The 26,138-nt window shown below is 65.0% G+C and carries 23 protein-coding genes; 7 read left to right on the top strand and 16 right to left on the bottom strand.

All coding sequences use genetic code 11. The annotated features are described in order from the left end of the window. Positions 1-6 precede the first annotated feature (6 nt). From AB0362_RS11865 to AB0362_RS11845, 5 genes are all read right to left on the bottom strand, one after another. Positions 7-1,053 carry a zinc-binding dehydrogenase gene (locus tag AB0362_RS11865; RefSeq protein WP_317547431.1) on the bottom strand — a complete coding sequence of 349 codons (1,047 nt, stop codon included), beginning with the start codon at positions 1,051-1,053 and terminating at the stop codon, positions 7-9. A 25-nt stretch (positions 1,054-1,078) separates the two neighbouring features. Continuing rightward, positions 1,079-1,687 (bottom strand): TIM barrel protein, encoded by a 609-nt coding sequence (locus tag AB0362_RS11860; RefSeq protein WP_317808694.1) that lies wholly within the window; start codon positions 1,685-1,687, stop codon positions 1,079-1,081. A gap of 214 nt (positions 1,688-1,901) precedes the next feature. Further along, a complete protein-coding gene (locus AB0362_RS11855; protein WP_317547434.1) occupies positions 1,902-3,029 on the bottom strand; it encodes a substrate-binding domain-containing protein in 1,128 nt (375 codons plus the stop codon). A gap of 27 nt (positions 3,030-3,056) precedes the next feature. Further along, positions 3,057-4,085 carry an ABC transporter permease gene (locus AB0362_RS11850; protein WP_317547435.1) on the bottom strand — a complete coding sequence of 343 codons (1,029 nt, stop codon included), beginning with the start codon at positions 4,083-4,085 and terminating at the stop codon, positions 3,057-3,059. 10 nt (positions 4,086-4,095) lie between these two features. Next, entirely contained in the window at positions 4,096-5,640 is a 1,545-nt protein-coding gene (locus AB0362_RS11845) for a sugar ABC transporter ATP-binding protein (RefSeq protein ID WP_317547436.1), read from the bottom strand. A gap of 240 nt (positions 5,641-5,880) precedes the next feature. On the opposite strand from AB0362_RS11845, the gene AB0362_RS11840 reads away from it, so the two are divergent. Further along, positions 5,881-6,402: a VOC family protein gene (locus AB0362_RS11840; RefSeq protein WP_317808692.1), complete on the top strand. Its 522-nt coding sequence runs from the start codon at positions 5,881-5,883 to the stop codon at positions 6,400-6,402. A 5-nt stretch (positions 6,403-6,407) separates the two neighbouring features. On the opposite strand, the gene AB0362_RS11835 is transcribed toward AB0362_RS11840, so the two are convergent. Together AB0362_RS11835 and AB0362_RS11830 are read right to left on the bottom strand one after the other, a co-directional pair. Then, positions 6,408-6,881 carry a nuclear transport factor 2 family protein gene (locus tag AB0362_RS11835; RefSeq protein ID WP_317808690.1) on the bottom strand — a complete coding sequence of 158 codons (474 nt, stop codon included), beginning with the start codon at positions 6,879-6,881 and terminating at the stop codon, positions 6,408-6,410. Beyond that, positions 6,878-8,359, bottom strand: coding sequence for an aldehyde dehydrogenase family protein (locus tag AB0362_RS11830; RefSeq protein WP_317808688.1), 1,482 nt, complete (start codon positions 8,357-8,359; stop codon positions 6,878-6,880). Before AB0362_RS11830 ends, AB0362_RS11835 begins: the two co-directional genes overlap by 4 nt. Positions 8,360-8,557: 198 nt before the next feature. Between AB0362_RS11830 and AB0362_RS11825 the strand changes: the two genes are divergently transcribed. From AB0362_RS11825 to AB0362_RS11815, 3 genes are read left to right on the top strand one after another with little or no spacing between them, the layout of a single operon-like run. Continuing rightward, positions 8,558-9,172, top strand: a complete 615-nt coding sequence (locus AB0362_RS11825) for a hypothetical protein (protein ID WP_317808686.1) — start codon at positions 8,558-8,560, stop codon at positions 9,170-9,172. Next, the gene (locus tag AB0362_RS11820; RefSeq protein ID WP_317808684.1) at positions 9,169-11,712 is read left to right on the top strand and encodes a putative PEP-binding protein; all 2,544 of its coding nucleotides are present in this window, start codon (positions 9,169-9,171) and stop codon (positions 11,710-11,712) included. Before AB0362_RS11825 ends, AB0362_RS11820 begins: the two co-directional genes overlap by 4 nt. Positions 11,713-11,722: 10 nt before the next feature. Then, complete coding sequence (locus AB0362_RS11815) at positions 11,723-12,793, top strand: acyl-CoA dehydrogenase family protein (RefSeq protein WP_317808683.1); 1,071 nt, start codon at positions 11,723-11,725, stop codon at positions 12,791-12,793. Positions 12,794-12,807: 14 nt separating this feature from the next. Here AB0362_RS11815 and AB0362_RS11810 read toward each other — a convergent pair whose 3' ends face one another. The 6 genes from AB0362_RS11810 to AB0362_RS11785 are packed head-to-tail and all read right to left on the bottom strand — an operon-like array spanning position 12,808 to position 19,145. Then, the gene (locus tag AB0362_RS11810; protein ID WP_317808682.1) at positions 12,808-14,058 is read right to left on the bottom strand and encodes an acyl-CoA dehydrogenase family protein; all 1,251 of its coding nucleotides are present in this window, start codon (positions 14,056-14,058) and stop codon (positions 12,808-12,810) included. Positions 14,059-14,071: 13 nt separating this feature from the next. Next, positions 14,072-15,226 carry a thiolase family protein gene (locus tag AB0362_RS11805; protein WP_317808680.1) on the bottom strand — a complete coding sequence of 385 codons (1,155 nt, stop codon included), beginning with the start codon at positions 15,224-15,226 and terminating at the stop codon, positions 14,072-14,074. Beyond that, complete coding sequence (locus AB0362_RS11800; protein ID WP_317808679.1) at positions 15,223-15,609, bottom strand: OB-fold domain-containing protein; 387 nt, start codon at positions 15,607-15,609, stop codon at positions 15,223-15,225. Before AB0362_RS11800 ends, AB0362_RS11805 begins: the two co-directional genes overlap by 4 nt. Positions 15,610-15,623: 14 nt before the next feature. Further along, positions 15,624-17,060 carry a 2-oxo acid dehydrogenase subunit E2 gene (locus AB0362_RS11795; protein ID WP_317808677.1) on the bottom strand — a complete coding sequence of 479 codons (1,437 nt, stop codon included), beginning with the start codon at positions 17,058-17,060 and terminating at the stop codon, positions 15,624-15,626. Positions 17,061-17,062: 2 nt separating this feature from the next. Further along, positions 17,063-18,097, bottom strand: a complete 1,035-nt coding sequence (locus tag AB0362_RS11790) for an alpha-ketoacid dehydrogenase subunit beta (RefSeq protein WP_317808676.1) — start codon at positions 18,095-18,097, stop codon at positions 17,063-17,065. Between the two features lie 19 nt (positions 18,098-18,116). Then, on the bottom strand, positions 18,117-19,145 hold the full coding sequence (locus tag AB0362_RS11785; protein ID WP_317808675.1) for a thiamine pyrophosphate-dependent dehydrogenase E1 component subunit alpha: 1,029 nt from the start codon (positions 19,143-19,145) through the stop codon (positions 18,117-18,119). 130 nt (positions 19,146-19,275) lie between these two features. On the opposite strand from AB0362_RS11785, the gene AB0362_RS11780 reads away from it, so the two are divergent. After that, on the top strand, positions 19,276-20,823 hold the full coding sequence (locus tag AB0362_RS11780) for an AMP-binding protein (protein ID WP_317808674.1): 1,548 nt from the start codon (positions 19,276-19,278) through the stop codon (positions 20,821-20,823). Positions 20,824-20,850: 27 nt separating this feature from the next. On the opposite strand, the gene AB0362_RS11775 is transcribed toward AB0362_RS11780, so the two are convergent. Continuing rightward, positions 20,851-21,864, bottom strand: coding sequence for an NADP-dependent oxidoreductase (locus AB0362_RS11775; protein WP_317808673.1), 1,014 nt, complete (start codon positions 21,862-21,864; stop codon positions 20,851-20,853). Continuing rightward, positions 21,861-23,585 (bottom strand): PEP-utilizing enzyme, encoded by a 1,725-nt coding sequence (locus tag AB0362_RS11770; protein ID WP_317547453.1) that lies wholly within the window; start codon positions 23,583-23,585, stop codon positions 21,861-21,863. Before AB0362_RS11770 ends, AB0362_RS11775 begins: the two co-directional genes overlap by 4 nt. Before the next feature lie 147 nt (positions 23,586-23,732). Here AB0362_RS11770 and AB0362_RS11765 point away from each other — a divergent pair, with 147 nt between their 5' ends. Together AB0362_RS11765 and AB0362_RS11760 are read left to right on the top strand one after the other, a co-directional pair. Beyond that, entirely contained in the window at positions 23,733-24,509 is a 777-nt protein-coding gene (locus AB0362_RS11765; RefSeq protein ID WP_317808672.1) for an SDR family NAD(P)-dependent oxidoreductase, read from the top strand. Positions 24,510-24,546: 37 nt separating this feature from the next. Continuing rightward, positions 24,547-25,341, top strand: coding sequence for a maleylpyruvate isomerase family mycothiol-dependent enzyme (locus AB0362_RS11760; protein WP_317808671.1), 795 nt, complete (start codon positions 24,547-24,549; stop codon positions 25,339-25,341). Here AB0362_RS11760 and AB0362_RS11755 read toward each other — a convergent pair. Further along, positions 25,334-26,131: a ThuA domain-containing protein gene (locus AB0362_RS11755; protein WP_317547456.1), complete on the bottom strand. Its 798-nt coding sequence runs from the start codon at positions 26,129-26,131 to the stop codon at positions 25,334-25,336. The genes AB0362_RS11760 and AB0362_RS11755 overlap by 8 nt on opposite strands. Between the last annotated feature and the right edge of the window lie 7 nt (positions 26,132-26,138).

Raw genomic sequence — 26,138 nt, 5'->3', positions numbered from 1 at the left:
ACCGCGTCAACGACTCGGGTCCACCAGCACCTTGGCGTGCCGACTCGTTCCGGAATCGAGTTCGGCGAACATCCCGACCAATTCACCGAGCCCGATCGTGCCTGTGTGCAAGGACTTCAGGTCGATTCGACCTTCGGCGACCAGCGTCATCGCACCGATGAAGTCCTCGTGCGAGTACGCCAGCGAGCCGATCACCGTGAGCTCCCTCGACTGCCAATCGCCGTAGCTGACCGAGGAATCGGTGCCCGGATACCCGAGCAACGCCAGGGTCCCGCCGCGTCTGACGAGCTCGGCGGAGGGCTGCATCAAGGCGGCGACTCCGGTGCACTCGAACAGGACATCCGCGCCGAGACCACCGGTGACCTCACCGAGCAGCGCTGCGAGATCCGCCGGTTCCACCACGTCTGCGAAGCCCAGATCCGTTGCTGCCGTTCGACGTGCCGCCGACGGCTCGCTGACGAGAATTCGGCCTGCTCCGGCGGTACGTGCGTGTTGCGCGGTCAGTAGACCGATAGGACCCGCACCCTGAACGACCACCGTGGAACCCAGCGTGATCGCGGCACGTTTGACGGCATGGAACGTCACGGTCGTCGGCTCCATCAGCGCGGCCTCCTCGTCGGACAATGCGTCGAGCACCGGAATCGCTCGGCGAGCCGACACCGTGAGGGTGGTGGCAAACCCGCCGTGCACGGGTGCGTCGTCGGTGATGCCGTTGGCTTCTGCGAAGGCCAGGTCGCAGTGAGCGGCGTGACCTGCCCGGCATTGGGCACACACACCGCACGCAGGCCCGACACCGGCCACCACGCGTTGACCCACCCGCAGGGTGGTCACGTTCTCACCGACAGCGCTGATCGTGCCTGTCCATTCATGTCCGAACACGGCCGGTGGCAGAGCAGCGGACGAGTATCCGTGCGTGTCGGTCGCACAGATACCGCAGTAGCGAATGTCGACGACAACAGCGTCGGGGGCAGGCGGCGATGCGGCTTCGATCGTCGTCTCCGCGGTTCCGGGTGCGACGACGTGGACGTACTTGCGCTCGACGGTGCTGGTCATGACAGTGTGCAATGCAGTTTGTTGGTCATGTCTCCAGTTTCTCACTTTCCGCGTCGTCGAGCACCTTTCGCGTCGCTCGACCCAGTTCTGCAATCCACTCCCGTGTATCGGCCGCGCTACGGGCGGAGGGGACCTCCACGCTCACCGCAGCCGTCGATGGGAGTGCATGCACGAGATCGGCCAGTGGGAATGCACCCAGTCCCGGTGGGAGCCTGTCGGTTCGAGCCTCGGTGATCGCTGCATTCAGGTCGCCCGAGGGCTCCGCCGACGCTGCATCGCAGATCTGCCAGTAAGGCAGTGAGTCGTCGTCGACGGCGTCGAGATCGGCCAGCTCCGACCCCGCCCGGATCCAATGCAGGGCGTCGACGAGGACGCCGGAATCGCTCCCCCGAGCTTCGACGACGAATGCAGCAGCGGCAGTGAAGTCCCGAACAGACGAGAAAATCATCGGCTCGAGACAACACCGAAGGCCGTACGCCCCGGACAACTCCGACAGGAGGTCGAAGTTGTCGATTGCTCGACTGCGATCGTCGTCGAACACCGTCACGAGCAGATGCTTCGCCCCGAGTTCGGCACCTGCCTCGACAATCGCCGACCAATCGCCCTTGGAGCTTCCGGGATGCAGCTTGACCACCTCGACATCGAGAACTCGTATCCGTTGTGCGCCAGCGCAGATGCTGTATCCCGCAGCAGCGCCGATCCCGCCGGGAGAAGGAATCCCCTTTCCCGTTCGCCCTGCGCCACCCGGATACCCACCGCGTCGAAGCCACCCGACGCAGCGCAGTCGATCAACTCCGGGGGTGAGAGGTGCAGCGCCGACAGATGCGACAGGGACAGAACCCGAGGCGTCACTTCTGCCAGAGTGTCTCGAATTCACCCTGGTAGTCCGCGACACCGACGTAGTATCCGGTGTCCTCATCGAGGACTGCCGACCCGATGTTGTCACTGTTGAGCAATTGCGTGGGGAGGAACGCGGCGTCGGCCGCTGCGAGGTCGTCGCCGTTGAAATGCCGCGCCAGAGTGTCGATGACGCGCCATCCCAGAATCTGCACCGGGAAGCCGACCCACACACTGTTGTCGCCACCCTTCAGCGACTCGAGGTTGTCCGGTGTGGGCGTCTGACCGGCGAAAGTCACCTGATCGGTCAGGCTCGCACCACGCAGCGCCGCATCGACACCCAACACGAGATCGCCGAAGGAGAAGACCGCGTAGTTGATGGTCGGGTCCCGCTGGAGTGTACTGACGACGCTCTGCGGAGTCTTGGTGCCGAGATCGGTGACCTGCTGATTCACGAGTTGGGTGGTGCAGTCCGGGCACTGGGCTTCCAACTGAGCTGTGAATGCGTCGGTGAAGACGTTGAGGATCGAGTAGTCGGTGATCGAGAAGATTGCGACATTCGCCTGCCCATCGCTGTCTGCGACGACCTGACTAGCGACCATCTTTCCCCACTCCTCGACCTGCGCGTCCCCGTCCAAGGCGGTGGAGATGACACCGGCGACGGGAGGGCCCGCGATACTGTCCGCGATAATGGGAATGCCCGCGGCATCGGCAGATTCGATCTGGCGGGTGAGCATCGTGAGCGGGGTGCCCGAGATGTGGATCGCATCCGGCTTCAGTGCGATTGCCTGGTCCATCGCCTTGGGTGCCGCTTCGGCGTCGGTGCCCATCAACACTCGCTGATAGCGCCACCCGAGGACGTCCGCCGCCTGCTGGATGGCATCGTTCTTCGCGCTCGAGATCGGTTGCGGGGTCTCGATACTGATGACGTACTTGCCGCTGTCCGGAGCTCTGCTCAACGGCGTCGTCAGAACCAGACCGGCCGGCGGGGCCTCGTACTGATCGGCGACGGCCTGCGCGCCGGCGACGTCGGCAGCTTCTCCGGTCGCCGTCGTCTCGTCCGAGCTGCTGCATGCGGACACCAACAAGCTTGCGGACACGAGGGCAACGAAAGCCTTCGTCCAGTTGGTCGATTTCACGTGATCACCTTTCGGGTGGAGGAGAGTTCAGGTACGGCGGGCGGTCCGGGCCGCGAGAGCCACGGCGACGATGAGGGCGAGTCCGTTGAAGAGGTCGTTGACGAAGCTGGGAGCACCGGCCAGCTGCAGTCCCTTCACACCGGTGGCAAGCAGGTAGATGGCGATCAGCGTGCCCAGTACGTTGACCCGCCCGGCGCGTATCTGAGTCGAGCCGAGGAAGACGGCCGAGAACGCCGGCAGCAGGTACGACGGGCCGATGTCGGGCGCGGCGGTGCCGAGCTTGGCTGCCAGGACAACTCCTGTGAAGGCCGCGATGGTGGCCGACGTCATCAACGCGCCGAACATGATTCGCTCGACTCGCAGTCCGGCGAGCCGTGCGGCCTGACGGTTGCCACCGGTGGCGTAGAAGTAGCGACCCAACGGGGTCTTCTCGAGTACGACGTACATCACGGCGGCGACGCCGATCATGTAGAAGAACGGAAGGGGCAGACCGAGGAACGGCTTGCTCCCCAGATCGAGGAAGCCGTCGGTGAACCCCTCGGTGATCTGTTTGCCGTCCGTGACCCAGTAGGTTCCCGCCAGCAGAATGCTCGACATTCCCAGAGTGGCAATGAACGAGTCGACCTTGAGCTTGACGACGACGAAACCGTTGACTGCCCCGATCAGCGCACCGCAGAGCAGAGTGGTGACGACGGCGATAGGGGTGCTGACGCCCTGCGAGAGCTGGTAGGACACCATCGCGACCGAAAAGCCCATGATGCCTGCGATGGACAGATCGAACACCCCGGCAGCCAGTGGCACGATCAAGCCAATGGCCAGCATCGCGGTGATCGCCTGGTCGCCGGCGATGATGCGGAAATTCCCCTGTGTCATGAAGGTGTCCGGAATCCAGAGCGCGAAGAGCGCGATGACGGCGATCCACACATAGAGACCGCTGAAGCGATCGAGTCCGAGATTGGGTCGTCGTCTGGCCGTGCGCCGTTCCGTACCACCCCCACCGCCGGGCGGCGGAGTGTGCGGCGACGCTGCTGTGCCTTCGTGGGATTGTGTTGTCATGGTGATCCTTTCACCGAGGGTCTGCGCCGGACCGCACAGCAGCGGAAGCGGGCTTTTTGAGAGTCGAGGCCGTCAATCGATCCGGGTCGATGCGAGGGCGGGAAAATTCGTCGACCACCCGGCCTGCCGAGAGAACCAGCACCCGATCGCACAATCGCGTGAGTTCCCCGTGATCCGTGGACACCACGAGCACCGCGGCACCGTCCTGCGCGGCCTTGTCCACGAGCGCATGGATGTCGGCCTGAGCACCGATGTCGACACCCTGCGTCGGCTCGTCCAACAGCAACACGCGAGGACCGCGTCGAAGCCACCTGGCCAGGACGACCTTCTGCTGGTTTCCTCCGCTGAGAGTGCCGAGATGGCGCTCGGTGTCACCGGCCGGACGCACGCCGAGTCGCTCGAGCCACGTGGCCACGTCGGACTTCTCCCGTTTCACTCGCACTATCCCACCCCGGGAGAACCCCCACGGGTCCGCGACGGAGACGTTCTCGCGAAGGGAGGCGGTAGCGAATGCAGCATTCGAAAGCCGCTCGGCAGGAACGCATCCGACGCCCGCCGACATGGCGAGGTCGGGGCGCCCCTGTTCGACGACCACACCGTCGACGACGACTGTGCCGCGTCGAGACTCGGCACCGAAGAGCGCAGGCACGATCTGCTCACGACCGGAACCGGTGATCCCGGCGATGCCGAGGACCTCACCGGACCTGATCTCGAACCCGAAGTTCTCCACCGCACCGCAACTCATGCCGGACACCTCGAGCACGGGATCCCCATCGGGGTTCGACGTCTCTTCCGGCTCGGCCAGGAAGTCGTCGATGCGACGTCCGATCATCAATTCGACGAGCCCCGATTCGTCGAGACCGTCGAGTGGACGCGTGCTCACGATTGCGCCGTCCCGCATCACAGTGACGCTGTCGCACAGCGAGAAGATCTCGTTCAGATGATGGGAGACGAACAGGACTGCGACACCACGATCCCTGATCCTGCGCACCAGCTCGAACAACCGAACGGATTCTGCTGCGGGAAGATTGGCCGTCGGTTCGTCGAGAACCAGCACCGCGGCTCGACCCGACCTGTCCTGAACCGCACGGGCGATCGCGAGCATCGTGCGTTCGCTCATACTGAGCGCTCCGGCGAGCTTTCCCAGGTCCAGCTCGACTCCCAATTCGGCGAGGGCGGCTTTGGCCCGGGATCGCTCGGCACGGAAGTCGATCGTTCCGACCGCGGTGGTCAGATAGCCGTGGCCGAGTGCCAGATTGTCGACGACATCGAGGGTTTCGACCAACCCGAGTTCCTGGTGGACGAATCGCAGGCCGGCGGCTTCACCGCTGCCGGGGACACCGAGGGCCAAGTCGTGACCATCGACCGATATTCGGGCGCCATCGTCCGGGTCGTGATATCCGGCAAGCACTTTGATGAGTGTCGACTTGCCGCACCCGTTCTGGCCGACCAGCCCTCGAATCTCCCCCGGGGCCAACTGCAAGTCCACATCGGCGAGCGCGCGGTGCCCGCCGAAGGTCTTGGAAAGACTGGTGATGCTCAGTGCATCGGTCATGAAAGCCCGCCTGTGACTTGAGTTACTTGAGTCTCGCTTTTGTTATCCACGTCATACTCAACTATGTACAGGGATAAGTCCAGCAATCTGCGAAACTCGACATTGTTTGCGTCAGTGCAGGAATCATGGAACCTGCCGGAACAGCAGTACCTACGGCGACCGAACCCCGACTCTGCATATCTGCAGTCGGTCATCAGTTAGCAAGCATCAATATCGACAGTGGAAATCGAGGCATCAGGGATGAGCGAGTTCGAGTTGGGCAGTGTGGTTCAGATCGCGTACATGGTCGACGACATTCACGAGGCGGCCGCCGACTTTTCCGTCCGCACCGGGGCAGGCCCGTTCTTCGTGCGTAGAAACGTCATCACGGTCGCCGACGGCCCCGACGGCAGAACGGGGGCTTTCGACCACTCATCGGCCTACGGGCAATGGGGCCGCATGCAGATCGAATTGGTACAGACGCACTCGGCCGAACCGCCGGAATTCGCGGAGACCACGCGAGCACGCGGGTGTGTGCACCACGTTGCGATCATGGTTGCGTCGTTTGTCGAGCACCGACGGCAACTCACCCAGCGTGGTTGGCCGGCACTGCTGTCTGCGTCCACCCCGCACGGCAACAACTTCGCGTTCCACGACGCCCGGCCGCAGCTCGGACATCTCCTGGAGATCTACGAGCCGCGACCGAGCATTGTCCAGCTGTATCGACGCGTTGCCGACGCAGCGACGCACTGGGACGGAACCGATCCCGTTCGCAGCCTGTGACGCGTCTAGGCCTCGGCCAGGAGGGCTGCCGCTCGTTCGCGGGCCAGCGTCAGAACCTGCGGGTTACCGGAGTTCCAGAGAACCGTCAGTTGCTTCCGGCAAATCTTCCAGTCACCGTCTACTCGCACCACCGAATCGGTGTAGTACCCGCCGATGGTGAACACGGCGTCGCCGGAGGTGTTCGGGAGTACGTGCTCGGCACGCACGTAGGTGACAACCGTGCCCCGATCTCCAGCGACCGTGATGTCGAAATTCGACAAGTAGTGTTGCGATGCAACGAGACCCGGAAACAGCATCCGCCCACGCTGCACCCAGTCCTCGGCGCGGAAGTGCCCACCGTTACCCGCGCGGTAGCTGGTGTAGTCGACGTCGATCTCGTCGGTGAACACGGACCGATACATTTCCCAGTCACGCAGGTCGATCCCCCGCGCGAATCTCGCCATGAGCCGGGTGATGTCCCGGCTCGCCTCTGCGCTCATGTCGCGGGCAACTGTAGGGAGATCTTCTCGAAGTACTCGTCCAGTCCATCCGGTCCGAGCTCTCGACCGATACCCGACTTCTTCATGCCCCCGAACGGTGCAAGGGCATTGAAGCGACCCCCGTTGATGGCCACCTGGCCGGTGCGCAATCTACGGGCAATGGCAATCGCTGCGTCGTCGTCGGCTGCGAAGACTGCACCGGACAACCCGTACTCGGAGTCGTTGGCGATGCGGACCGCGTCGTCGATCCCGTCGTAGGTGAGCACCGTCAGGACCGGACCGAACACCTCTTCGCGGGCGATCGCAGAAGTGTTGTCGACCCGGCTCACCACGGTCGGGCGGACGAAGAATCCCGACCGCAGTCGATCGTCCAGGTCTGGCACATCGCCCGGCCCACCGACCACGAAGTGCGCGTCGGAAGGAACTGCGGAGAGGTAGTCGAGGACCGACTGCTGCTGCTCACGCGATGCCATCGGACCGATGTCGACGGATTCGTCGAGAGGGTCGCCGATGTGCTGCGCTCCTACGTGCTCGGCCAGCTTCTGCTCGACGTACTCCAGACGATCGGCCGGAACCAGCAATCGAGTGGTCGCGGTGCAGGTTTGTCCGTTGTTGATGTAGCACCCGCGGACGGCGGCAGTCAGGGCTGTGTCGAAGTCGGCGTCGGGAGCGATGATGAAGGCGGACTTGCCGCCCAACTCGAGGGTTACTTTCTTTATTCCAGCTGCAGCCACTTGACCGACGCGCGCACCGGCCGATGTAGAGCCGGTCAGACTCACCATGTCGACGTCCGGATGTCCGGCCAGCCGCTCCCCCACTCGACCGCCGGCTCCACTGACGATGTTGAGCACGCCGGGCGGCAGAGCGGTGGAATCGGCGATCTCGGCGACGGCGAACGCGACCAGCGGGGCCACACTGCTGGGCTTGACCACGGTGGCGCATCCGGCTGCGATGGCCGGGGCGACCTTGGCGGCCAACTGATACAGCGGATAGTTCCACGGCGTGATTGCACCGACGACACCGATGCCGACCTTCAGGATCAGCGAAGTCCCGCGACGCTCCTCCAGCGATGTGTTCTCCAGGATGTCCGCCATCGAGCGGAATACCGTGACGCCCAGCCCCACCTGCACGGTCCGAGACCGCGCAATCGGCGTACCGACCTCGCGCGCCATCATCTCCGCCAACTCGGTCTCGCGCTCGACCAGCCCGTCGGCGATCCGGCGCAACACCGAGACGCGCTCCTCGACCGAGGATTGCGACCACACCTCGAAACCGGAGCGGGCTGCGGCGACCGCGTCGTCGACGTCGGTTTCCGTTCCGGCAGGCACTCGGGCAAGCAACTCACCCGTCGTGGCGTCGAGCACATCGATGGTGCCCCCGCCCGCGGAGGCCACCCACTTACCGCCGATGTACAGCTCGGTTCGGTCGTCCATGTCGCGGTCCCTCTTCCCGTACGGCGTCGGCCGAGTGGCGGCCATCACATGCAGCCTATCCCTCAAAGGCGACATGCTGTCAAGTAACTACCTCCCCAAACCTGTACAGAGTTGGACAAAGTTTCTTGACATTCACTACTATTTGGGTAGGTTATGAGCATCGTCACAGTCCCGCCTACGGTAGACGCACGCCACTTACCTAGGGCTGTTCCCCACGGGGGACCGGAGAGCGCCAGGAGCACCATGAACGACCTTGCGACCACCACATCCGAATCGACCGCACTGGTCGACCTCGTTGTGAAGGGCATGCTTCGAGGGCCGGTCACGCCCGAGCTACAGGCTGTCGTCGACGCCGGTGACGCCGTGGCCAAAGGTCCGATGGTCATGCCGACACAGGCCGGAATAGCCGCGGCCGGTGCCCGGGTTCGTCTCACCGACGGAAGCGACGAGCACTGTGCGGTCGCCGACTTCCTTCGCGCATTCCTCCCGGTGAACCGTCGGCTGCGAGAACTGTGCACCGCATGGCAGTGCCGTCCGGACGGCACGACCAACGATCACAGCGATGCGCAGTACGACGCCAGGATCCGCGACCAGCTCGAGGACATTCACACATCCGTGTCCAAGCTGCTCCGCCGTGGAGGGAAGCAGTGCGCAGTCCTGCTGGAGTACCGCGACCGCTTGAACGTTGCACTCGAACGGTTCGACAACGGCGACACCGCGTCGATCACGTCCCCCTTGACGGACGGGTATCACACCGTGTGGATGTGGCTCCATCAGCACGTGCTGATGATGCTCGGACTCACCCGCGCCGAGGACGAGGCCCTCGAGGAGGAACTCGTTCGCGGTAGCGCCGAATGACCCTGTCCGACAGTTCCGTGATCGGCTTCGCTCGCGCCGCCGTACCCTACGGACAAGGCCGTGCTCGCGGTCTCGGTGCCGACGCACTCGGGGTGCACGGCGTCGAGATGGACAACCTCGTCGCGCTCGGGCTTCCGGTCGTACCCGGGCTGACGGTACCGATCGGGTCCGGCACCGGATTGCGTAACCCGGACACTGCGAGTGCCACGATCGATCTGTTGGAGAAGTTGGCAGTCCGGGGGATCTGGCCGTCGGTTCGCACCGAGCGTCGACCCATGTTGCTGCATCTGCGATGCAGTGCGCCGGTTCCGGTGTCGGCGCTGCCTCCTGCCATCTCGGTGATCGGGCTCTCGCCCCGGAACGTCGACGCACTCGTCGAGGTGATCGGACGTGACCGCGACATCTACGACTCGTGGGCCGCGACCCTTCGATTCGTCGCCGAAGGTGCCCTCGACGTCGACACCGACGACCTCGACGATCTGGACGAGGACCACCCCGACAGTCACTCCCGCGTGCCCGCTCTTCTCGAACTGATCGAACGTGCGACGGGCAGTGCGTTTCCCACCGAACCTGCCGAGCAGCTCGGCCTCGCAGCGACCGCCATGTTGGCCCGCTGGGCCTCTCCCCGCGGGCAGCGGGCCCGCCGCTCTCTGTCCCTACCGGACGATCTGGGCCTTGCACTGCACGTCCGCGCTCTGCGACTCGGACCGTGGGACGAGTCCGGTCACGGCTCCGCGGTCAGCCGTGATCTCGAGAGCGGCAGGTACGCGCCCCACGGCGTCTTCCACCTCGGTGTCCGCAAGGCCGATCCCGATCCCGGTCCCGGTGAACCACTGTCCAGCACTCCTGGCGGTGAACAGATTCTCGATCAGATCTTCGCGACTCTCGAGCCACATCTGCGCGGTGTCGCCGAGATCGAGTTCGAGGTCCGCGACCGGCAGCTCGCGCTGCTCAGCGCTGGTGCGCTCGACCATCCCGGCCCACGTGCGGTCACCAATCTCGCCGTCGATCTGGCCAACGCACGATCGATCGATCGTAGCGAGGCAGTGCGCATGCTCGAGCCCGATCTGATGCAGGACCTTCTGCATGCTCAGCTCACCCTCACCGGTAGCGAGCAGTTACTCGTCCGCGGACTCCCCGCGTCACCCGGTGCGGCCGTCGGCGAGATCGCCCTGTCGAGCGATCGAGCTCTTGCGCTGGCGGCGCAGGGCAAGGCCGTCGTTCTCGTTGCGTCCGAGACCAGCCCCGCGGATGTGCCCGCTCTGTTGGCCGCCACCGCAGTCATCACGTCCAACGGCGGACTCGCATCCCACGCGGCCGTCGTTGCCCGAGGTGCCGGCCGTCCGGCTGTCTGCGGTGCGGCGACCATCCGCATCGACCGCGAACAGGCCACCGTGACGGCAGACGGAGTGACCCTCTCCGAGGGCGACACCGTCTCGGTCAACGGCCGGACCGGTGACGTCTACGTCGGCACCGTGGCGATACGGCCTGCGGAGCCGTCACCGGAATTGGAAGTGCTGCTCGGCTGGGCCGACGACATCCGCGAGCTACGCATCCGCACCAACGCCGACAACGCCGACGACGCTGCAACCGCCTTTCGCCTCGGAGCCGAGGGAATAGGCCTGTGCCGTACAGAGCACCAATTCCTCGGCGACCAACTCCCGCTGGTGCAACGGCTCGTGTTGGCCGAGAACGAGGCCGAGGAGATCGAGGCCATCGCGGCGCTGACCGCAGCGCAGCAATCGGATTTCATCGATCTGCTCCGTGTCGTCGGTGACCGGCCTGTCACGGTGCGCCTGCTCGATGCGCCGCTGCACGAGTTCCTGCCGGCGGACGGCAACTATCGCGATCGCGAACAAGCCGAACGCGCGGCTGCCACACACGAATCGAACCCGATGCTCGGGTTACGTGGAGTTCGATTCGCCATGGTGCAGACCCGGTTGTATCCCGCTCAGGCCGAAGCGCTCTTCCGTGCATGGGTCGTGGTGAACGCCGAAGGGATGACACCGCAACTCGAGGTCATGATTCCGTTGGTGTCGCTGCCGGGAGAACTCACCGAGGCCATCGCCCAGGTGCACCGGGCCGCTGCGACCGTCGCCGGCGACACCGGCGTCACGGTTCCCTATCTCGTCGGCAGCATGATCGAAACTCCCCGCGCCGCCCTGCTGGCCGAACCGTTGGCCACCGAGGCCCAGTTCCTCTCGTTCGGGACGAACGACCTGACCCAGCTCACCTACGGATTCTCCCGCGACGACGTCGAGAAGACGGTACTGGCCCACTATCTCGAACACGGTCTGTTGACGGACAGCCCGTTCGCCGTGCTGGATCGGGACGGTGTCGGCGCTCTGGTCTCCATGGCCGTCGACCGTGCCCGCAGCGCCCGTCCCGACGTGAAACTCGGTGTCTGCGGTGAGCACGGCGGCGATCCGCAGTCCATCTCGTTCCTCAATTCGCTGGGCCTGCACTATGTCTCGTGCTCACCTCGACGGGTCCCGGTGGCCCGACTCGCGGCGGCGCACGCCACCCTCGAAAGCCGGTGAACCCCAACCGATGAGCACCGAACTCGACGCCCTTCGATCCGCCGTCCGTGCCGCTGCCGCCGAACTCGGCGGACACGATCTCTGCCGTCGCCTCGATCCGGCCGGCCCCGGTTGGGACTCGCGCGCCTGGTCGGTGCTCGGGGAACAGATCGGAACAGCGGCACTCGGCTTACCCGAATCCAGCGGCGGCATCGGCGGATTGGCCGAGATGGTCGTCGTCGCCGAGGAGCTCGGAGCGGCGCTGCTTCCGGTTCCCTTCCTCTCGACCCTGTTCGCTGGACAGGTGCTCGCCGGCACCGGCAGTGCCGACGAGGTGGTGTCCGACATCGCCGAGGGCACGCCCGCCGCGTTCGCCGGGCTCGACCGCCGCGGGTGGTGGTCACCGGACCATGTGCCGTTCTCGGCCGCGGAGAACAGCACCGGATGGACGGTGAGTGGACGCGCGCCTGCCGTCTTCGGTGCCGCCGGCTCACGATGGATCGTGACCGTCGCCGCAACACCCGAAGGCCCCGATGTCTTCGTCGTCGAGGCGTCGACCGACGGCGCGCTGATCGACCGCGTCGAGACACTGGATCTGTCCCGTGCTCAGGCCTCCGTGACCCTCACCGATACCCCGGCTCGGCGTCTCACTACCGGCGGAAGCGCCTCCACCGCAGTCTTTCCGGCGCTCGACATCGCCTGCATCGTTCTCGCCGCCGAACAACTCGGCGGTGCCCAGGCCAGCCTCGATCCCACCGTCCGGTACGCCAAGGAACGACGGCAATTCGGCCGCGAGATCGGCAGCTTCCAGGCGGTCAAGCACTCTCTCGCGGATCTTCTGGTGCTGGTGGAGTCCATCCGCTCGGCGGTGACCCGCGCGGTCGAAGCCGACGATCTCACCGAGGCCGGCTCGGTCGCTCAGGCGTGGTGCTCGGACGCGTACCGAACCGTGACGGCCGAAGCGGTGCAGCTGCACGGCGGAATCGGCTTCACCTGGGAGCACCACTGCCACCTGTACTTTCGACGCGCACGCGCCGACGCACAACTCTTCGGCGGTGCCGCGTTCCATAGGGCACGCCTGGCTCTCGCCCTCGCCTGGTAAGCCCGACTGGTGGGTCAGCGCTTGTCACGCCCCGACCATGGCTGATCGCGGTTCTCTCGTGGCTCGGACGGTAGGCCGAGCACTCTCTCGCCGATGATGGTGCGCTGAATCTGATCGGTGCCGCCCGCCAACCGGTAGCCCGGGCTACCCAGCAGATGCTCGGACCACGCGAACAGGTCGTCGTCGACACGGGCAGAGATGTTCTCTCCCAACATGTCAGCGGCAATCTCGCCGATTCTGCTCAGCACGTCCGATGCCATCAGCTTTCCGACCGACGCCGCCGGTCCCGGCGAGATCCCTGCCGCTGCGGCCCGCGCTACTCTGTCTGCGGTGGCGGCGCGCAGTTCGGATCGGATGTACACGTCGGCGATGTCCTGACGCACCAGCGGATCACCGGCAACGCCGAGGGACTGCGCGAGCGCCACCAACTCTGCGACGGAGCCGCCCTTCTTCCGGGTCACCGAACCGGAGGCGGTGCGCTCGAAAGCCAGAGTGGCACCGGCAACCTTCCACCCCGCGCCGACGTCGCCCAGACGCATGCCGTCGGGAACTCGAACGTCGTGCAGGAAAACCTCGTTGAAGGATGCGCCCCCGCTCATCTGCCGAATCGGGCGGATCTCGACGCCCTCGAGGTCGAGTGGAATCAGGAACGCGGTGATTCCCTTGTGCTTGGGTGCGTCGGGATCGGTGCGGGCCAGCAGCATCCCGAGATCTGCGAACCGTGCGCCCGACGACCACACCTTCTGCCCGTTGAAGATCCAGTCATCCCCGTCGCGCACCCCGCGACATCCCAGCGCCGCCAGATCGGAGCCGGCACCGGGCTCGCTGAAGAGCTGACAGGCCAGCAGATCCGTGCGCAGCAGTGGATTCGCGTAGGTCGCACGTTGTTCGTCGGACCCGAACATCGCGACCGCAGGACCGACGAGACCCGTCGTGACACTGATGAGTTCGGTCGAGGGCGGCACATCGAACTCACGCTCGGCCTGAGCGATGGCCGATGTGAACGACGCCGGAAACCCGCGTCCACCGTGCTCGACCGACAATGTCACCGCGCCGTAGCCGGCGTCGAAACGCCTGCGGCGGTAGTCTCGGACGGCGTCGAGCAAAGCCGACTCGTCCTCGTCGGACAGATTGCGAAAGACGGCCAGATCCGGCCGGTCCTCCGGTGACGGTGCCGGCCGTGGCGGGAGGACCGAACTCAACCACGAGCTCACCTCCGCCCGAAAATCGGCCAACTCGGGAACGGTGTCGACAACCTGTGTCATGGTTCGCCTTTCGCTATCGACTCGTCAGCACGGTGCAGGCCGACAACCCCGGTGCCCCGTAGACATGTGTGAATCCGACGGCCGGCCCGCCGAGCACCTGACGTCCGTCCGCCCGACCTTGCAATTGACGCACCACCTCGTGCACCTGCCGCAATCCGGATGCGCCGATCGGCTCACCTCCGGCCAGACATCCACCGTCGGTGTTGATCGGGAGCTCGCCGTTCCAATCGGTCGCGCCGGACGCGAGCAACTGTGCTTGCTCACCGTGCTCGCAGAGACCGGTTTCGGCCATATGGATCACCTCGGACCCGGAGTCGGTGTCCTGCAACTGCGCCACATCGACCTCGGCCGGATCCACACCGGCACCGGCGAAAGCAGCCGCAGCCGCGTCGATACTCGGACTGCGGCTCGGGTCGGTGGCCAACCACGGTGAGAAGACCTCGAAGGATCCCGGCCGTCTCGTTCGGACTTCGACGGATGCCAGACGAATCGGCCGTTCGCACATGTCGTATGCCCGCTCACCCCGAGCAAGAATCAGCGCCACGCCGCCCTCGCCCGGCGAACAGAACATGTACTGCGTCAGCGGGTCGTTGATCATCGGGGACGCAAGAACCTGCGCAGAGGTCAGCGGAGTGCGACGCCATGCCATCGGATGCGCCGCCCCGTTGGCGAAGGCTCGCTCGGATACCGCTGCGAGCGAGTGTTCGTCGAGTCCGTACCGGTGGAGGTACCGGCGAGTCTTCATGGCGAAGTACTGCGTCGTGACCATCAGACCGGCCTTCGCGTACCAGGGGTCGAGACCGTACGCCGCTGGGTCGGATGCGAATGCTCCTCGCGGATGCTTGTCGAAACCGACGACTGCGACGATCCCCGCTCTACCGGCGGTGAGCATGTCGGCTGCGGTCGACAACGCGACTCCCCCTGTGGCGCAGCCATTCTTGACTGTCGTGAACGGGATTCCGGTCAGTCCGAGCCGAGACACCAGCGAGTCGGGCTTGCCGGAGACGTTGCTGCCACCGACGGCCGCGTCGACGTCGGACCACCCGATTCCGGCGTCGGTCAGCGCGGCACGAAGTGCGTGTTCACCCATGTCCATACCGGACACACCGTCGTGTCGCCCGAAGGCGTGCATACCGGCTCCGACGACGAAGATGTCGGCGGGGTTCAAGACGCCACCGTGGTGAAGGCGAAAGTGACGTCGCCGCCGCCGAGGTCGAGCACACGCAGTTCGACCTCGTCTCCGATCGCTACCTCACCGATGATTCGGGACTCGACGAGCACCGTACCGAGATCGACATAGGCGACGACGAACGGTTCGAATCCCGACGGCGGCGGCTGGTACGGCGGTTTCGGCGCGAACGACTGGGTGGTCCACGTCCAGATCGTTCCTCGGTTCGGCAGCGCGATGCGCGTGACGTTCTCGCCGGTACAACCCGGGCACCGCTCGGCTGCCGGAAAGACGACCACATCGCAGTCGCCACACGAACTCCCGGCCAACAGTGGTGGGTCGAGTTCGACGAACAGCCTGTCGTCGATCGCAATCGGTTCCATGTCGTGCTGCTCGCCTAGTGAGCCAACAAGCTCAGTGGACGCGCCAGGATCTCGCTCACCGTGCGGAGGTATTCCGCTGCGGGAGCGCCGTCCACGGCCCGGTGGTCGAACGTCAAGCTCAGGGTCATCACCTGAGTCTTGACGGGAGTCTCACCTTCCCAACGGAATCCGTCCTTCACGCGGCCGACTCCGAGGATCGCGACATTGCCGGGATTGATGACCGGCGTGAAGAAGTCGACCCCGTGTGCCCCGAGCGTGCTGACCGAGAACGTCGCACCCTCCATGTCGGACAATCCCAGCGTTCCCGTTCGGGCAACTGTCGCCAATTCCGTTGTGCGAGCGCCGATTGCGCCGATCGACAGCGAATCCGCTCCCCGAACGACCGGAACGACGAGACCACCGTCGACCGAGACGGCTACGCCGATGTCGATGGCCTCGAACAACGTCACCTTCTCGTCGGCAATTCCCGCGTTCAACAGGGGATGTTCCCTCAGCGCCAACGCTGCGGCCTTGACAACGAAGGCGTTGAGGCTGGGCGGCTTCGACCCGCTGGACGCCGATTCGGCTCCTAGCTCCGCCCTGATCTTCACCAGTGCGGTCACATCTGCTTCGTAGCCGTGCGTCAGCTGTGCCATGGAGTGCAGACTGTCGAGCATGTTGCGAGCGATCGCGCCTCGCATGCCCTTCAGCGGAATGACGTCGCCGGCTTTCGGGCCGGTCTCGCGTGCGGGCGCGTCCGCTTCCACCGGTTCCGCGGCAACTGGAGTCGACACACTGTGACCGGCAGCAGCCTCGATGTCGCCCTTGGTGATTCGCCCTCCCGTACCGCATCCGACGAGCCGGCTCAGATCCACTCCGAGCTCGGCTGCCCGACGGCGAAGTACCGGTCCGACGAACTGTCCGGCCGCGCTGTCCGCGCCGCCCGCCATCTGGGCCTGCGCTGCTTCGGGTGTCGCTACCTTCTCGTGAACAGGCACTGCCGCGACGAACTCCTCGACGTCCTCGGACACGATTCGTCCACCGGGGCCGGAACCCCGCACCTGAGCAAGATCGATGTGCGACATCTCCGCGACCCGGCGGGCATTCGGAGACGACTTGATTCGCGAGTCGCTGCTCTGTGTGCGCACCTCGGTCTCGCCTGCGACGGTGGCACCGTCGTCGGCGGCCGGTTCGTTTGCGGTCACGACCGCTGCGTCGACACCCGGTGCCGTTTCGCCGTCACCGAGAAGCCACCCGATCACCGCACCGACCGGCAACACGTCACCGGCCTGCGCGGTCGTCGCGAGGATTCCCTCGGCCTCCGCCTCGACATCGACATCGACCTTGTCCGTTTCCAGGCGCAGAAGAACGTCGCCCAGACCGATGCGCTGGCCGGATTCGGCCACCCACTCGCCGATCACGCCTTCCTGCATCGTCAGACCCAGCTTCGGCAGCACGATCTGCTGAGCCACGATCAGTTCCTTTCGAGGAGACGGCGTGCACCCGCGACAATGCGGTCGGCGTCGGGAACGTAGGCCTTCTCGAGTGGAGTGCTGAATGGCACAGGCGTGAAGGGCGCGCCGACGCGCAGGACGGGCGCGTCCAAGTAGTCGAACGCCTCCTCCTGGATCTGCGCGGCCACCTCGGCTCCGATTCCGCCGAAAGTCACTGCCTCGTGCACCACCAGAATGCGGTTGGTCTTCGACGCGGACTTCACGATGGTGGCAGTGTCCAGCGGCTGGACCGTGCGCGGATCGACGACCTCCACCGACACCCCGGACTCGGCCAGGATGTCCGCGGCCTTCAACGCTTCGGAGACCATGCGGCCGAACGCCACGATGGTCACATCCTCGCCTTCTCGCGGGACGGACGCCTCGCCGAGCGGGATTGCGTAGACGTCCTCGGGAACCTCGGCGCGGGCACCGAGAAGGACCTTGTTGAGCATGAACACGACGGGGTTGTCGTCACGTACCGCCGAGACCATCAGTCCCTTGGCGTCGTACGCGTTCGACGGCATGACCACCTTGAGGCCGGGCGTGTGAGCCAACCAGGCCTCGAGGCTCTGCGAATGCTGTGCGCCCGCACTGACTCCTGCTCCGTATGCGACTGCGATGACCATGGGGACCTTGACCTCGCCGCCGTACATGAATTTCATCTTGGCGGCCTGGTTGACCACCTGATCGAGCGCGACGGCCAGGAAGTCCATGAACATGATGTCGACGATGGGGCGTAGACCACGTGCGGCCGCCCCGACGCCGAGTCCGATCAGACCCATCTCGGCGATCGGAGTGTCGACCATGCGGCGCGATCCGAACTCGGCTAACAGCCCGTCGTACATGTGGAAGACGCCGCCGTAGGCCGCGACGTCCTCGCCGGCGACGAAGACGTTCTCGTCCTCGCGCATGACCTGGGCGACGGCCTCGTTGTAGGCCTTGACGTAGGTGGTGATTCTGCCCGCAGCGGCCGGTGCCGTCGCGGTTGCGTTGGGTGTTTCCGTTGCAGTAGACATGCTCAGCCTTTTCAGATCTTCAGTCGCTGTAGACGTTGAGGGCGAAGTCGGCCAGATCCGGATACGGACTGGCCTCGGCGAAACTCACGGATTCTGCGATGTCGGCGTCGACCTCGGCCCAGACGGTCGCGAATTCGGCTTCGGTGACGAGCCCCTCGGTCACCGCCCGCGCTTCGAGCAACTTGATGGCGTCGCGGTCCTTCCAGGCCTCGACCTCCTCCTCGGTGCGGTACGTCTTGCGCAGACCCTTCACACCCTGGTGGTCGTAGTAGCGATACGTCTTGGCTTCAACCAGGGTCGGACCGCCACCGTTTCGCGCCCGCTCGACCGCGCGACCGACTGCGGCACGCACGGCGATCGCGTCCATTCCGTCGCAGATCTCGCTCGGAAATCCGTAGGCCGCAGCGCGATCGGCCACATTCTCCAGCTTCATGTGGTCGCGGAGTGCCGTGAATTCGGCGTATCCGTTGTTCTCGCAGACGAAGACCACCGGTAACTCGAGTATTCCCGCAATATTGGCCGCTTCGTGGAACGCCCCGATGTTGCTCGCTCCGTCGCCGAAGAAGGGGACGGCCACCGAATCCTCCTTGCGGTACTTGGCCGCGAACGCAGCACCCACCGCGATCGGAATACCGCCTCCGACAATGCCATTGGCACCGAGCATGCCGATCGACAGGTCGTTGATGTGCATGGAGCCGCCGCGGCCCTTGCAGTAACCGTCGACGCGGCCGAACAACTCGGCGAACATCGGCTTGAATTCGGCACCCTTGGCGACGGCATGACCGTGTCCGCGGTGGGTCGAGGTGATCTGGTCGGTGTCCCTGAGATTGGACATCGTGCCGGCCGCGACCGCCTCCTGGCCGACGTAGAGATGCAGGAAGCCAGGCATCCGTCCGCCCTCCATCAACCGGCCGGCCTCGGTCTCGAACTGCCTGATGCGCACCATCCTGCGGTGCAGATCGAGCAGAACCTCCCGACTCGGCGTCGGATCGTTCGACCCCACGGGCTCTACGGCCTCGCGGGTCGGGTCGGTCGCGGTCGAAGTCACCACGTACACCTCTTCTCTGCAGACTTTGTTTACGTCTTCACCAGTATGAGCCCAACATTAGCGCAATGTAAGTAGAATCACTATAAAGTTACTTCAGCCCGCCGCATCACACCTTTGGAGGATCGATCGCATGCTCGACCGAATCAGAGATCGAGCACGAAACGAGCCATCAGGCCGGGCATTGACGGACGACACCACCTCGATGACGTGGTCCGACCTGCTCAGCGTCCTCGAGGCGCTCGGCGAGCGCCTTCTCGAGATCGCCCCCGATTCAGACGATCGCATCGCCGTCATCGGCGAGAACTGCGCTCCGACCCTGCTCACGCACGTGGCGGCCATCGCGCGGGGGGTCGGTACCGTCGCGATCTCCCGTCAGCTGACACCGAGCGAGATGTCGGAGCAGTTCCTCGACTCCGGAACCGTCGCGGTGGTGACCGGTCCGGCCGGCCTTCTCTCGTCCCGCGCCGCAGCGGCCACCGCGGGCCTACGCGAAGTGATTGCGCACGGCTGCGACGGTGGCGTCGACACGGTGGCCTGGTCGGTGGCCGTCGCGCCGCAACGAGCTGCGTCTGCATCCACACCTCCGACCCAGCGACCCGCACGTCCGCCTCTGGTCTACACATCCGGCACCACCGGCCGTGCCCGAGGCACCCAGGTGCGTTGGTTACCGGCCACGGGCCAGAGCGCTGCGGAATTCGGCGACGCGGTCGCCGCGCGGTCGGGTTACCCGGACGGAGTTCACCTGGTCGTGGGACCGCTTCAGCACAACGGGCCGTTGACCGCCGTTCGGCATCTGCTCTCCGGCAACCCCGTGGTGGTGCTGGGACGCTTCGACGCCGAGAGAACGCTGGATTCGATCGACCGCCACCGCGTCACGTCCACGTTGATGGTTCCGACGCACTTCCAGCGGCTGCTCGGACTCGATTCCCACATTCGCTCGACGTACGACGTCTCCAGTCTCGAGTACGTCGCGCATACCGGCTCGGCGTGCCCACCGGACGTCAAGCGATCGATGATCGACTGGTTCGGTCCGGTTCTGGTGGAGTCCTACGGCGGCAGCGAAATCGGGACGGTGTGCAAGATCGCCTCGCCGGACTGGCTCACGCACCCGGGATCGGTCGGGCGGGCAGTACCGCCCTTCGAAGCAGTCGTGGTCGACGCCGACGGAACCGAGCTCGACCGCGGGCAGGTCGGGGTGCTGGGCTTTCGAACCCCGCCGGAACGCAGCGTGGTGTACCACGCAGATCCCGAGAAGACAGCAGCCGCTTACATTTTGCCGGGCGTGGCAACGCTGGGCGATGTCGGCTACGTGGACGAGAACGGGTTCGTCTTCATCACCGACAGAGTCGCCGACATGGTGGTGTCGGGAGGCGTGAACCTCTACCCCGCCGAAAGCGAACGAGTTCTGGCCGCACACCCCGCCGTGACCGAGGTCGCGGTCATCGGAATACCGGATGCCGACTTCGGCGAAGCCCTTCTGGCTCTGATTGTCCCGGAACCGAATGCAACACTAGATATCACCGAACTCGAAAGGTTCGCCAAGGCGTCGATGGCATCGTACAAATGCCCCAAGCGCTACGTGATCGTCGACGAGCTGACCCGCAACGTCATGGGCAAGCTCGACAAGAAGGCACTGCGAGCACCGTACTGGGACACCGACCGGACCATCGCCGGGTAGACGTCGGGTCCGTCGGGACGACACGGGTCAGGACACCCGGACCAGCATCTTGCCGACGTTTCCGCCGCCGAGCATGGACACGAATGCGCTCGCCGCGTTGTCGAGGCCCTCGTGGATCGTGGACTCGGCCACGATCTCGCCGGCAGCGAGCCAGCCGGCGACGCGGTCCTCGAACTCGCCCCTGAGATCCTCGTGATCACGGACGATGAAGCCTCTGACGGTGATTCGCTTAAGGATCACCTCGATCAGACGGTCCAGAGGTGGACTGTCCGGACCGCCGTTCGAGATCATGCCGCACAGGGCGACGCGGCCTTGCTGCCGAAGCGCAGACAGTGCCGCCACGAGGTGGTCGCCGCCGACGTTGTCGAAGTAGAGGTCGATGCCGTCCGGTGCCGCATCACGAAGCGCGGCACCGATCGGGCGGGCGCGGTAGTCGATTCCCACATCGAACCCGAACCGATCACGCAGCAGTGCCGCCTTGTCCGGTCCCCCGGCACTACCGACGACTCGCGTCGCACCGAGCAATCTCGCGAACTGACCCGCAGCGCTGCCCACTGCGCCTGCCGCAGCGGATACGAACACCGTGTCTCCCGTTCGGATCTCACCCGCGCGCTGCAGTCCGCAGTACGCCGTGAATCCGGTTTGGCCGAGTATTCCGAGCCAGTGGTGCAGGTCGATACCGCGTGGGTCGATCACCGTGGCCGCAGAGGTGTCGATCACCGCGTGTTCACGCCAGCCGAGTCGATGCCGAACGTGGGAACCCGCGGGCACCTCGTCGGTGCCCTCGAGCACCACCCCCAGCGCCGAGCCGTCGAGCGGAGAACCCACCTCGATGTTCGTGGTGTACTGCATGTTCGACGTCCCCAGGCGTCCCCGCGTCGACGGATCGACGCTCATGAAGATGTTTCGGACGAGAAGCTGACCCGCAGTGCGTTCGGGTAACAGCAACTCGCGAACCTCGAAGTGCCGAGCTTCGGGTTCCCCCGACGGTCGCTCGGCGAGAAAGACTGCCCGCGTCGCGGTAACGACACCCGCACTCACGGCAGCTCCAGAATGGTGACCGTGCCCTTGGACCCGTCGATCTCCACGAGCGCTCCGTTGGGAATGCGGCGAGTTGCCGCGGGAACTCCTGCAGCGCAGGCGATGCCGAGTTCGCGGCTGACGATCATCGCGTGGGAACCCATGGCCCCGACGTCGGTGATTGCGCCACCCGAGACCATGAACAACGGTGTCCACGACGGATCCGTCTGTGGCGCAACGAGGATTTCACCGACCTCGAACTCGTCGAGTGCCGCCATCGAGGTGATCACCCTGGTGCGGCCCTGGGTGACTCCCGGTGACGCGCCCGAACCCTGCAACACATCGCCCACCCGTACGGGCTCGACGGCCGACTGCCCTTTGCGGCCGAGGGAGGACAACGGCGGAAACGCCTCGCGTCCGTCGAGGAACGTGGGCAGCTCGAGCCCGAACAGTTCCTTCCAGTCGCTATGGCGTTGTGCAAGTATCGGTGCGATCGACTCGGGCGCACTCGCCAGTACGTCGAGTTCGGCGTCGACAGCCATGAACACGTGGTCGGCCGATTCGAGACGACCCTCCGAGAACAGTCGGCGTCCGAGCTCGACGAGCGGAACCCGGGCTTCGTGCAACACCTTGATGCAATTGGTCTTCGCCCGCTCCCGCCACGCGGCGAAACGACGAGCCGACGCAAGTGCGGCGGTGAGAGTTGCTTGCCCCTCGGCATTGTCGCCCACGATGTCCGCGGCTTCCTTCAGCGCTTTGTCGGTGGCCGACGCATGGTCGGCCAGCCGCGCATGCGGTGAGGCCGCGTCGTCCTGCAGCCGAAGTCGGTCGACCAGACCGAGTACCAGTTCGGGGCGGGTCTCCCACGACACCGATCCGAGATCCCATTCGTTGGGTCCGCGGTAACCGAAGTCGAGCAGGAACTGCTCGAGCTGTGTGTCGAATTCGGAGTCGATCCCGTGCACGCGCGCACCGACACCGTGGACCCCCTCGGCGAAGGCGGCCATCAGTGTGTCGTTTGCCCGCACCAGTCGGCCCAGATCCCACAGTGCATACGACGGCAGCGCCGAATCGACATCGCCGGCGGCACCGACGAGGGTCACGATGAGGTCCTGATGCTCGGCACCGAGCAACTGACCGAGTACGGCGGGGCCCACCGCGGAGCAGTTGGTGGCGACGACCTCGCCGCGCCAGGCCACTCGCTCGAGGGGCATCACCGAGCGTGCGCGCGCGACGAGAGCAGCCGGGGTCAGCACCGACAGATCCGGCCGTTCGGTCCGAAGGCGATCGGCAAGAGTTCGATCCTCCTCCAGTTCGGGAAAGTCCTCGGTCGAGAGCGCCCAGGCGTTCCTGGCTTCCAGGCGGCGGCTCGCGTCCGAGTTCTCGTCGTCTGGATGTGCCACGTAGGGAGGGATGTTGGGGTCTCCGCCGTACCAGAGCTGGTCGACCAGCTCGACGGGCAGTCCGCCCCGAATCCCGGTCAGACGCGACATCGACATGTTCACGTAGAGATGTCCGTAGAAGATGGCTGCCGACGCCGTCAGATCGGGCGACTCGGCCAACGAGTAGCTACCGAAGCTGGCATAGCCGAAGTTCCATCCCGGCAGGATGTTCTGAATCCACCCCAGATCCGCGCCGAGCGGCGTGATCGGGTCCGACAGCACGTCACTCGCGTTCAAGCGTGTGTACACGGGGAGACGGGTGCTGGGCTCGGTATCGACCAACCAACGCTGTTCGGACATGTCGCTTCTCGTCTCTGACGTCATCGCCGACGTCTCGATGGATAGTTTTTTGATTCGTTCTGCACATTGCTGTGACTTCCGCCACTCTACATGCAAGACTGTAGACGATGACAAGTTACTTGTCCGACATTTCCGAGGAGCACTTCGATGAAACTGCAAGACAAAGTCGTTGCCGTCACAGGCGGCACGCAAGGCATCGGTCGCGGCATCGCAGAGGCCGCTTTGGCCGAAGGCGCGAAGGTCTCACTCAACGGCCGCTCGGCCGAGAAAGGTGACAAGGCCCTCGCCGAGTTCGGTGTCGGAGATCGCGCTGCGTTCTTCGCAGGAGACGTCACCGTTCAGGCGGACGTAGAGAACTTCATCGAGCAAACGGTCGCCACCTTCGGTCGAATCGACGTACTGGTGAACAACGCCGGTGGCGCAAAAGACCTGCAGCCCACCGTCGATCTCAGCGACGAGGAGTGGACACTGGTGATGAACTGGAACCTGAATTCCAATTTCTGGGCCACCCGTCGAGCACTCAAGCACATGCTGCCCAACCAGTACGGCCGCATCATCAACATCTCGTCCGTCGAAGGCAAGCACGGCAAGCCCGTGTTCACGGCATACGTCGCGGCCAAGCACGCCATCAACGGCATGACCAAGTCGATCGCCCGCGAGGTCGGCACCCAGGGCATCACCGTCAACTCGATCTGTCCCGGACTCGTCATCACCGACATCATCAAGAACAACGGACCCGGCACCGCCGCGGCGATGGGAATGTCGTTCGACGAGATGGTCGCTCTGTTCGCCGAGGAGTCGGCCATCAAGCGGCCCAACACGATCGAAGAAGTATCGGCGATGGCCATGCTGCTCGCCTCGGACGCCGGTGCCGGAATCACCGGAGCCATCCTCAGCGTCGACGGCGGAACTGCGTCCTACTGATGATCACCCCAGCGGTGCAACAACGACGGAGTCATGCATGAGCACAGCCGGATTGTCTGCCAGTCGCGAACTCGCCGAACGCTATTCGGTGGTGATCAGAGGGCTTACCGCCGAGGAGTGGTGTGCTCCCAGTCGCTGCGCCGGGTGGTCCGTCAAAGACCTGGTCGCGCACACGGGATCGAATTTCAAGGTCATGGTGGACCCGCCGCCTCACGACCCGTCGGCCCCCGTTCCGACTACCGCGGAACAGGCTCAGAACCTACTGGTCGATGCCCGACGAGACTGGTCGAGCGCGCAGGTTGCCGACGAATTCCTGTCCAACGCGGCCGGAGCACTCGGGATACTCGAAGCGATGCAGAGCAGCGAGTTCGCATCGACGCCGATGACACTGACCGATCTGGGAACCTATCGCACCCATCAGCTTTCGGATGCCTTCGCGTTCGACATGTGGTGCCACCTCTACGTCGACCTGCTCGGACCCGACGGTCCGGTGACACGCGATACTCCCGATCCGGAAGACGACCTGGTCCGCACCGCCGTCGAGTGGATGTGGACCGGCCTACCGCAGATGTGTACCCCGGTCAGCAGCGTCCTCGACCGACCGCTCGGCGTGCACCTCACCGGTGCAGGCGGCGGCGAATGGACCCTCCGGCCCGGTTCCGAACTTCTGACGGTCGAGTCAGGTATCACGGGCGCCGACACCGTGGTTCGCTCGTCGGCAACGGATTTCGTGCTCTGGGGCACCACTCGTAGTCCGTGGCGACAACACGTCTCTGTCGAGGGCGACGCGTCCTACGCCGAGAAGGTCCTCGACACCGTCGACATCATCTGAGCACCGGTCGGTCGTGGGCCGTCGCACCGTTTCCGGTGACAGCCCACGACAGGCAGCGCTCGAACACGGTGCGGAACTGAGGTACCGTCCAGCTCCCCCTGTCCACCCGGCCCAGATCGTCGATGCCGAGATCCTGCACATCGAATCGTCCTCGGCAATGGCCGAGCGTGAAGTAACACACGGTCCCCCGGCCATGATCCTTGAGGTAGAGCACCGGACGCGGTTCGTCGTCGGCGGTGTGCCCTTCCTCGAAACCCGTTGACTCACCGACGAATCGAGTGTGCGCCAGGATCTGGATCGGCGGATGCAGCTCGCTGACGTAGAGCTCGTCGGTCACCTCGAACGAGTCGATTCCGGCCACCAACGGGTGCGCCGGATCGGTTATTTCGACCGTGTACGGCGCAATCGGAGGATGTCCGAGAAACTGGCTTCCCAGCACGGGCGCAATCGTGCCCAGAGTTCGTGGCGTCACGTACTTGCTCGGCGAACCGGGCGCAGTCCTGTCGATCGCCGAGTTCGTGCCGTGCAAGGCGAGCCAGCGGCCACCACGAGAGACGAACTGGGCCAGAGCATCTTGCTGCGCGTCGTCGGGAACTCGATTGCAGGTGTAGGTGACAAGGAGGTCGGCCGTAGCCAGCGCCTCGATGCAGTCGTAGTCCTCGAACACTCTGGTACGGACGTGCTCGTACTCGGCCAGGGACGACAACAGTTGCAGGCGTGCGTAATCGAAGTCGTGCCACTGCCCTCCGCACACGAGAACGGCATCGAGTCGGCCTGCCGGTCCAGGCATCGCTTCT

The organism is Rhodococcus sp. NPDC079359 (genome assembly GCF_040702585.1).
GTDB lineage: Bacteria > Actinomycetota > Actinomycetes > Mycobacteriales > Mycobacteriaceae > Rhodococcoides.
The sequence above is the reverse complement of the archived record's forward strand: the minus strand, read 5'-3'. Positions and strand labels throughout refer to the sequence as shown.

Excerpts from the sequence above, each read along its gene's own strand:
- AB0362_RS11815 (WP_317808683.1), top strand. The coding sequence starts at position 11,723 with ATGAGCACCGAACTCGACGCCCTTCGATCCGCCGTCCGTGCCGCTGCC.
- AB0362_RS11790 (WP_317808676.1), bottom strand. The coding sequence starts at position 18,097 with ATGTCTACTGCAACGGAAACACCCAACGCAACCGCGACGGCACCGGCC.
- AB0362_RS11830 (WP_317808688.1), bottom strand. The coding sequence starts at position 8,359 with ATGGCCGCCACTCGGCCGACGCCGTACGGGAAGAGGGACCGCGACATG.
- AB0362_RS11840 (WP_317808692.1), top strand. The coding sequence starts at position 5,881 with ATGAGCGAGTTCGAGTTGGGCAGTGTGGTTCAGATCGCGTACATGGTC.
- AB0362_RS11845 (WP_317547436.1), bottom strand. The coding sequence starts at position 5,640 with ATGACCGATGCACTGAGCATCACCAGTCTTTCCAAGACCTTCGGCGGG.
- AB0362_RS11865 (WP_317547431.1), bottom strand. The coding sequence starts at position 1,053 with ATGACCAGCACCGTCGAGCGCAAGTACGTCCACGTCGTCGCACCCGGA.
- AB0362_RS11780 (WP_317808674.1), top strand. The coding sequence starts at position 19,276 with ATGCTCGACCGAATCAGAGATCGAGCACGAAACGAGCCATCAGGCCGG.
- AB0362_RS11755 (WP_317547456.1), bottom strand. The coding sequence starts at position 26,131 with ATGCCTGGACCGGCAGGCCGACTCGATGCCGTTCTCGTGTGCGGAGGG.
- AB0362_RS11760 (WP_317808671.1), top strand. The coding sequence starts at position 24,547 with ATGAGCACAGCCGGATTGTCTGCCAGTCGCGAACTCGCCGAACGCTAT.
- AB0362_RS11835 (WP_317808690.1), bottom strand. The coding sequence starts at position 6,881 with ATGAGCGCAGAGGCGAGCCGGGACATCACCCGGCTCATGGCGAGATTC.
- AB0362_RS11820 (WP_317808684.1), top strand. The coding sequence starts at position 9,169 with ATGACCCTGTCCGACAGTTCCGTGATCGGCTTCGCTCGCGCCGCCGTA.
- AB0362_RS11770 (WP_317547453.1), bottom strand. The coding sequence starts at position 23,585 with ATGTCCGAACAGCGTTGGTTGGTCGATACCGAGCCCAGCACCCGTCTC.
- AB0362_RS11810 (WP_317808682.1), bottom strand. The coding sequence starts at position 14,058 with ATGACACAGGTTGTCGACACCGTTCCCGAGTTGGCCGATTTTCGGGCG.
- AB0362_RS11825 (WP_317808686.1), top strand. The coding sequence starts at position 8,558 with ATGAACGACCTTGCGACCACCACATCCGAATCGACCGCACTGGTCGAC.
- AB0362_RS11765 (WP_317808672.1), top strand. The coding sequence starts at position 23,733 with ATGAAACTGCAAGACAAAGTCGTTGCCGTCACAGGCGGCACGCAAGGC.
- AB0362_RS11850 (WP_317547435.1), bottom strand. The coding sequence starts at position 4,085 with ATGACAACACAATCCCACGAAGGCACAGCAGCGTCGCCGCACACTCCG.
- AB0362_RS11800 (WP_317808679.1), bottom strand. The coding sequence starts at position 15,609 with ATGGAACCGATTGCGATCGACGACAGGCTGTTCGTCGAACTCGACCCA.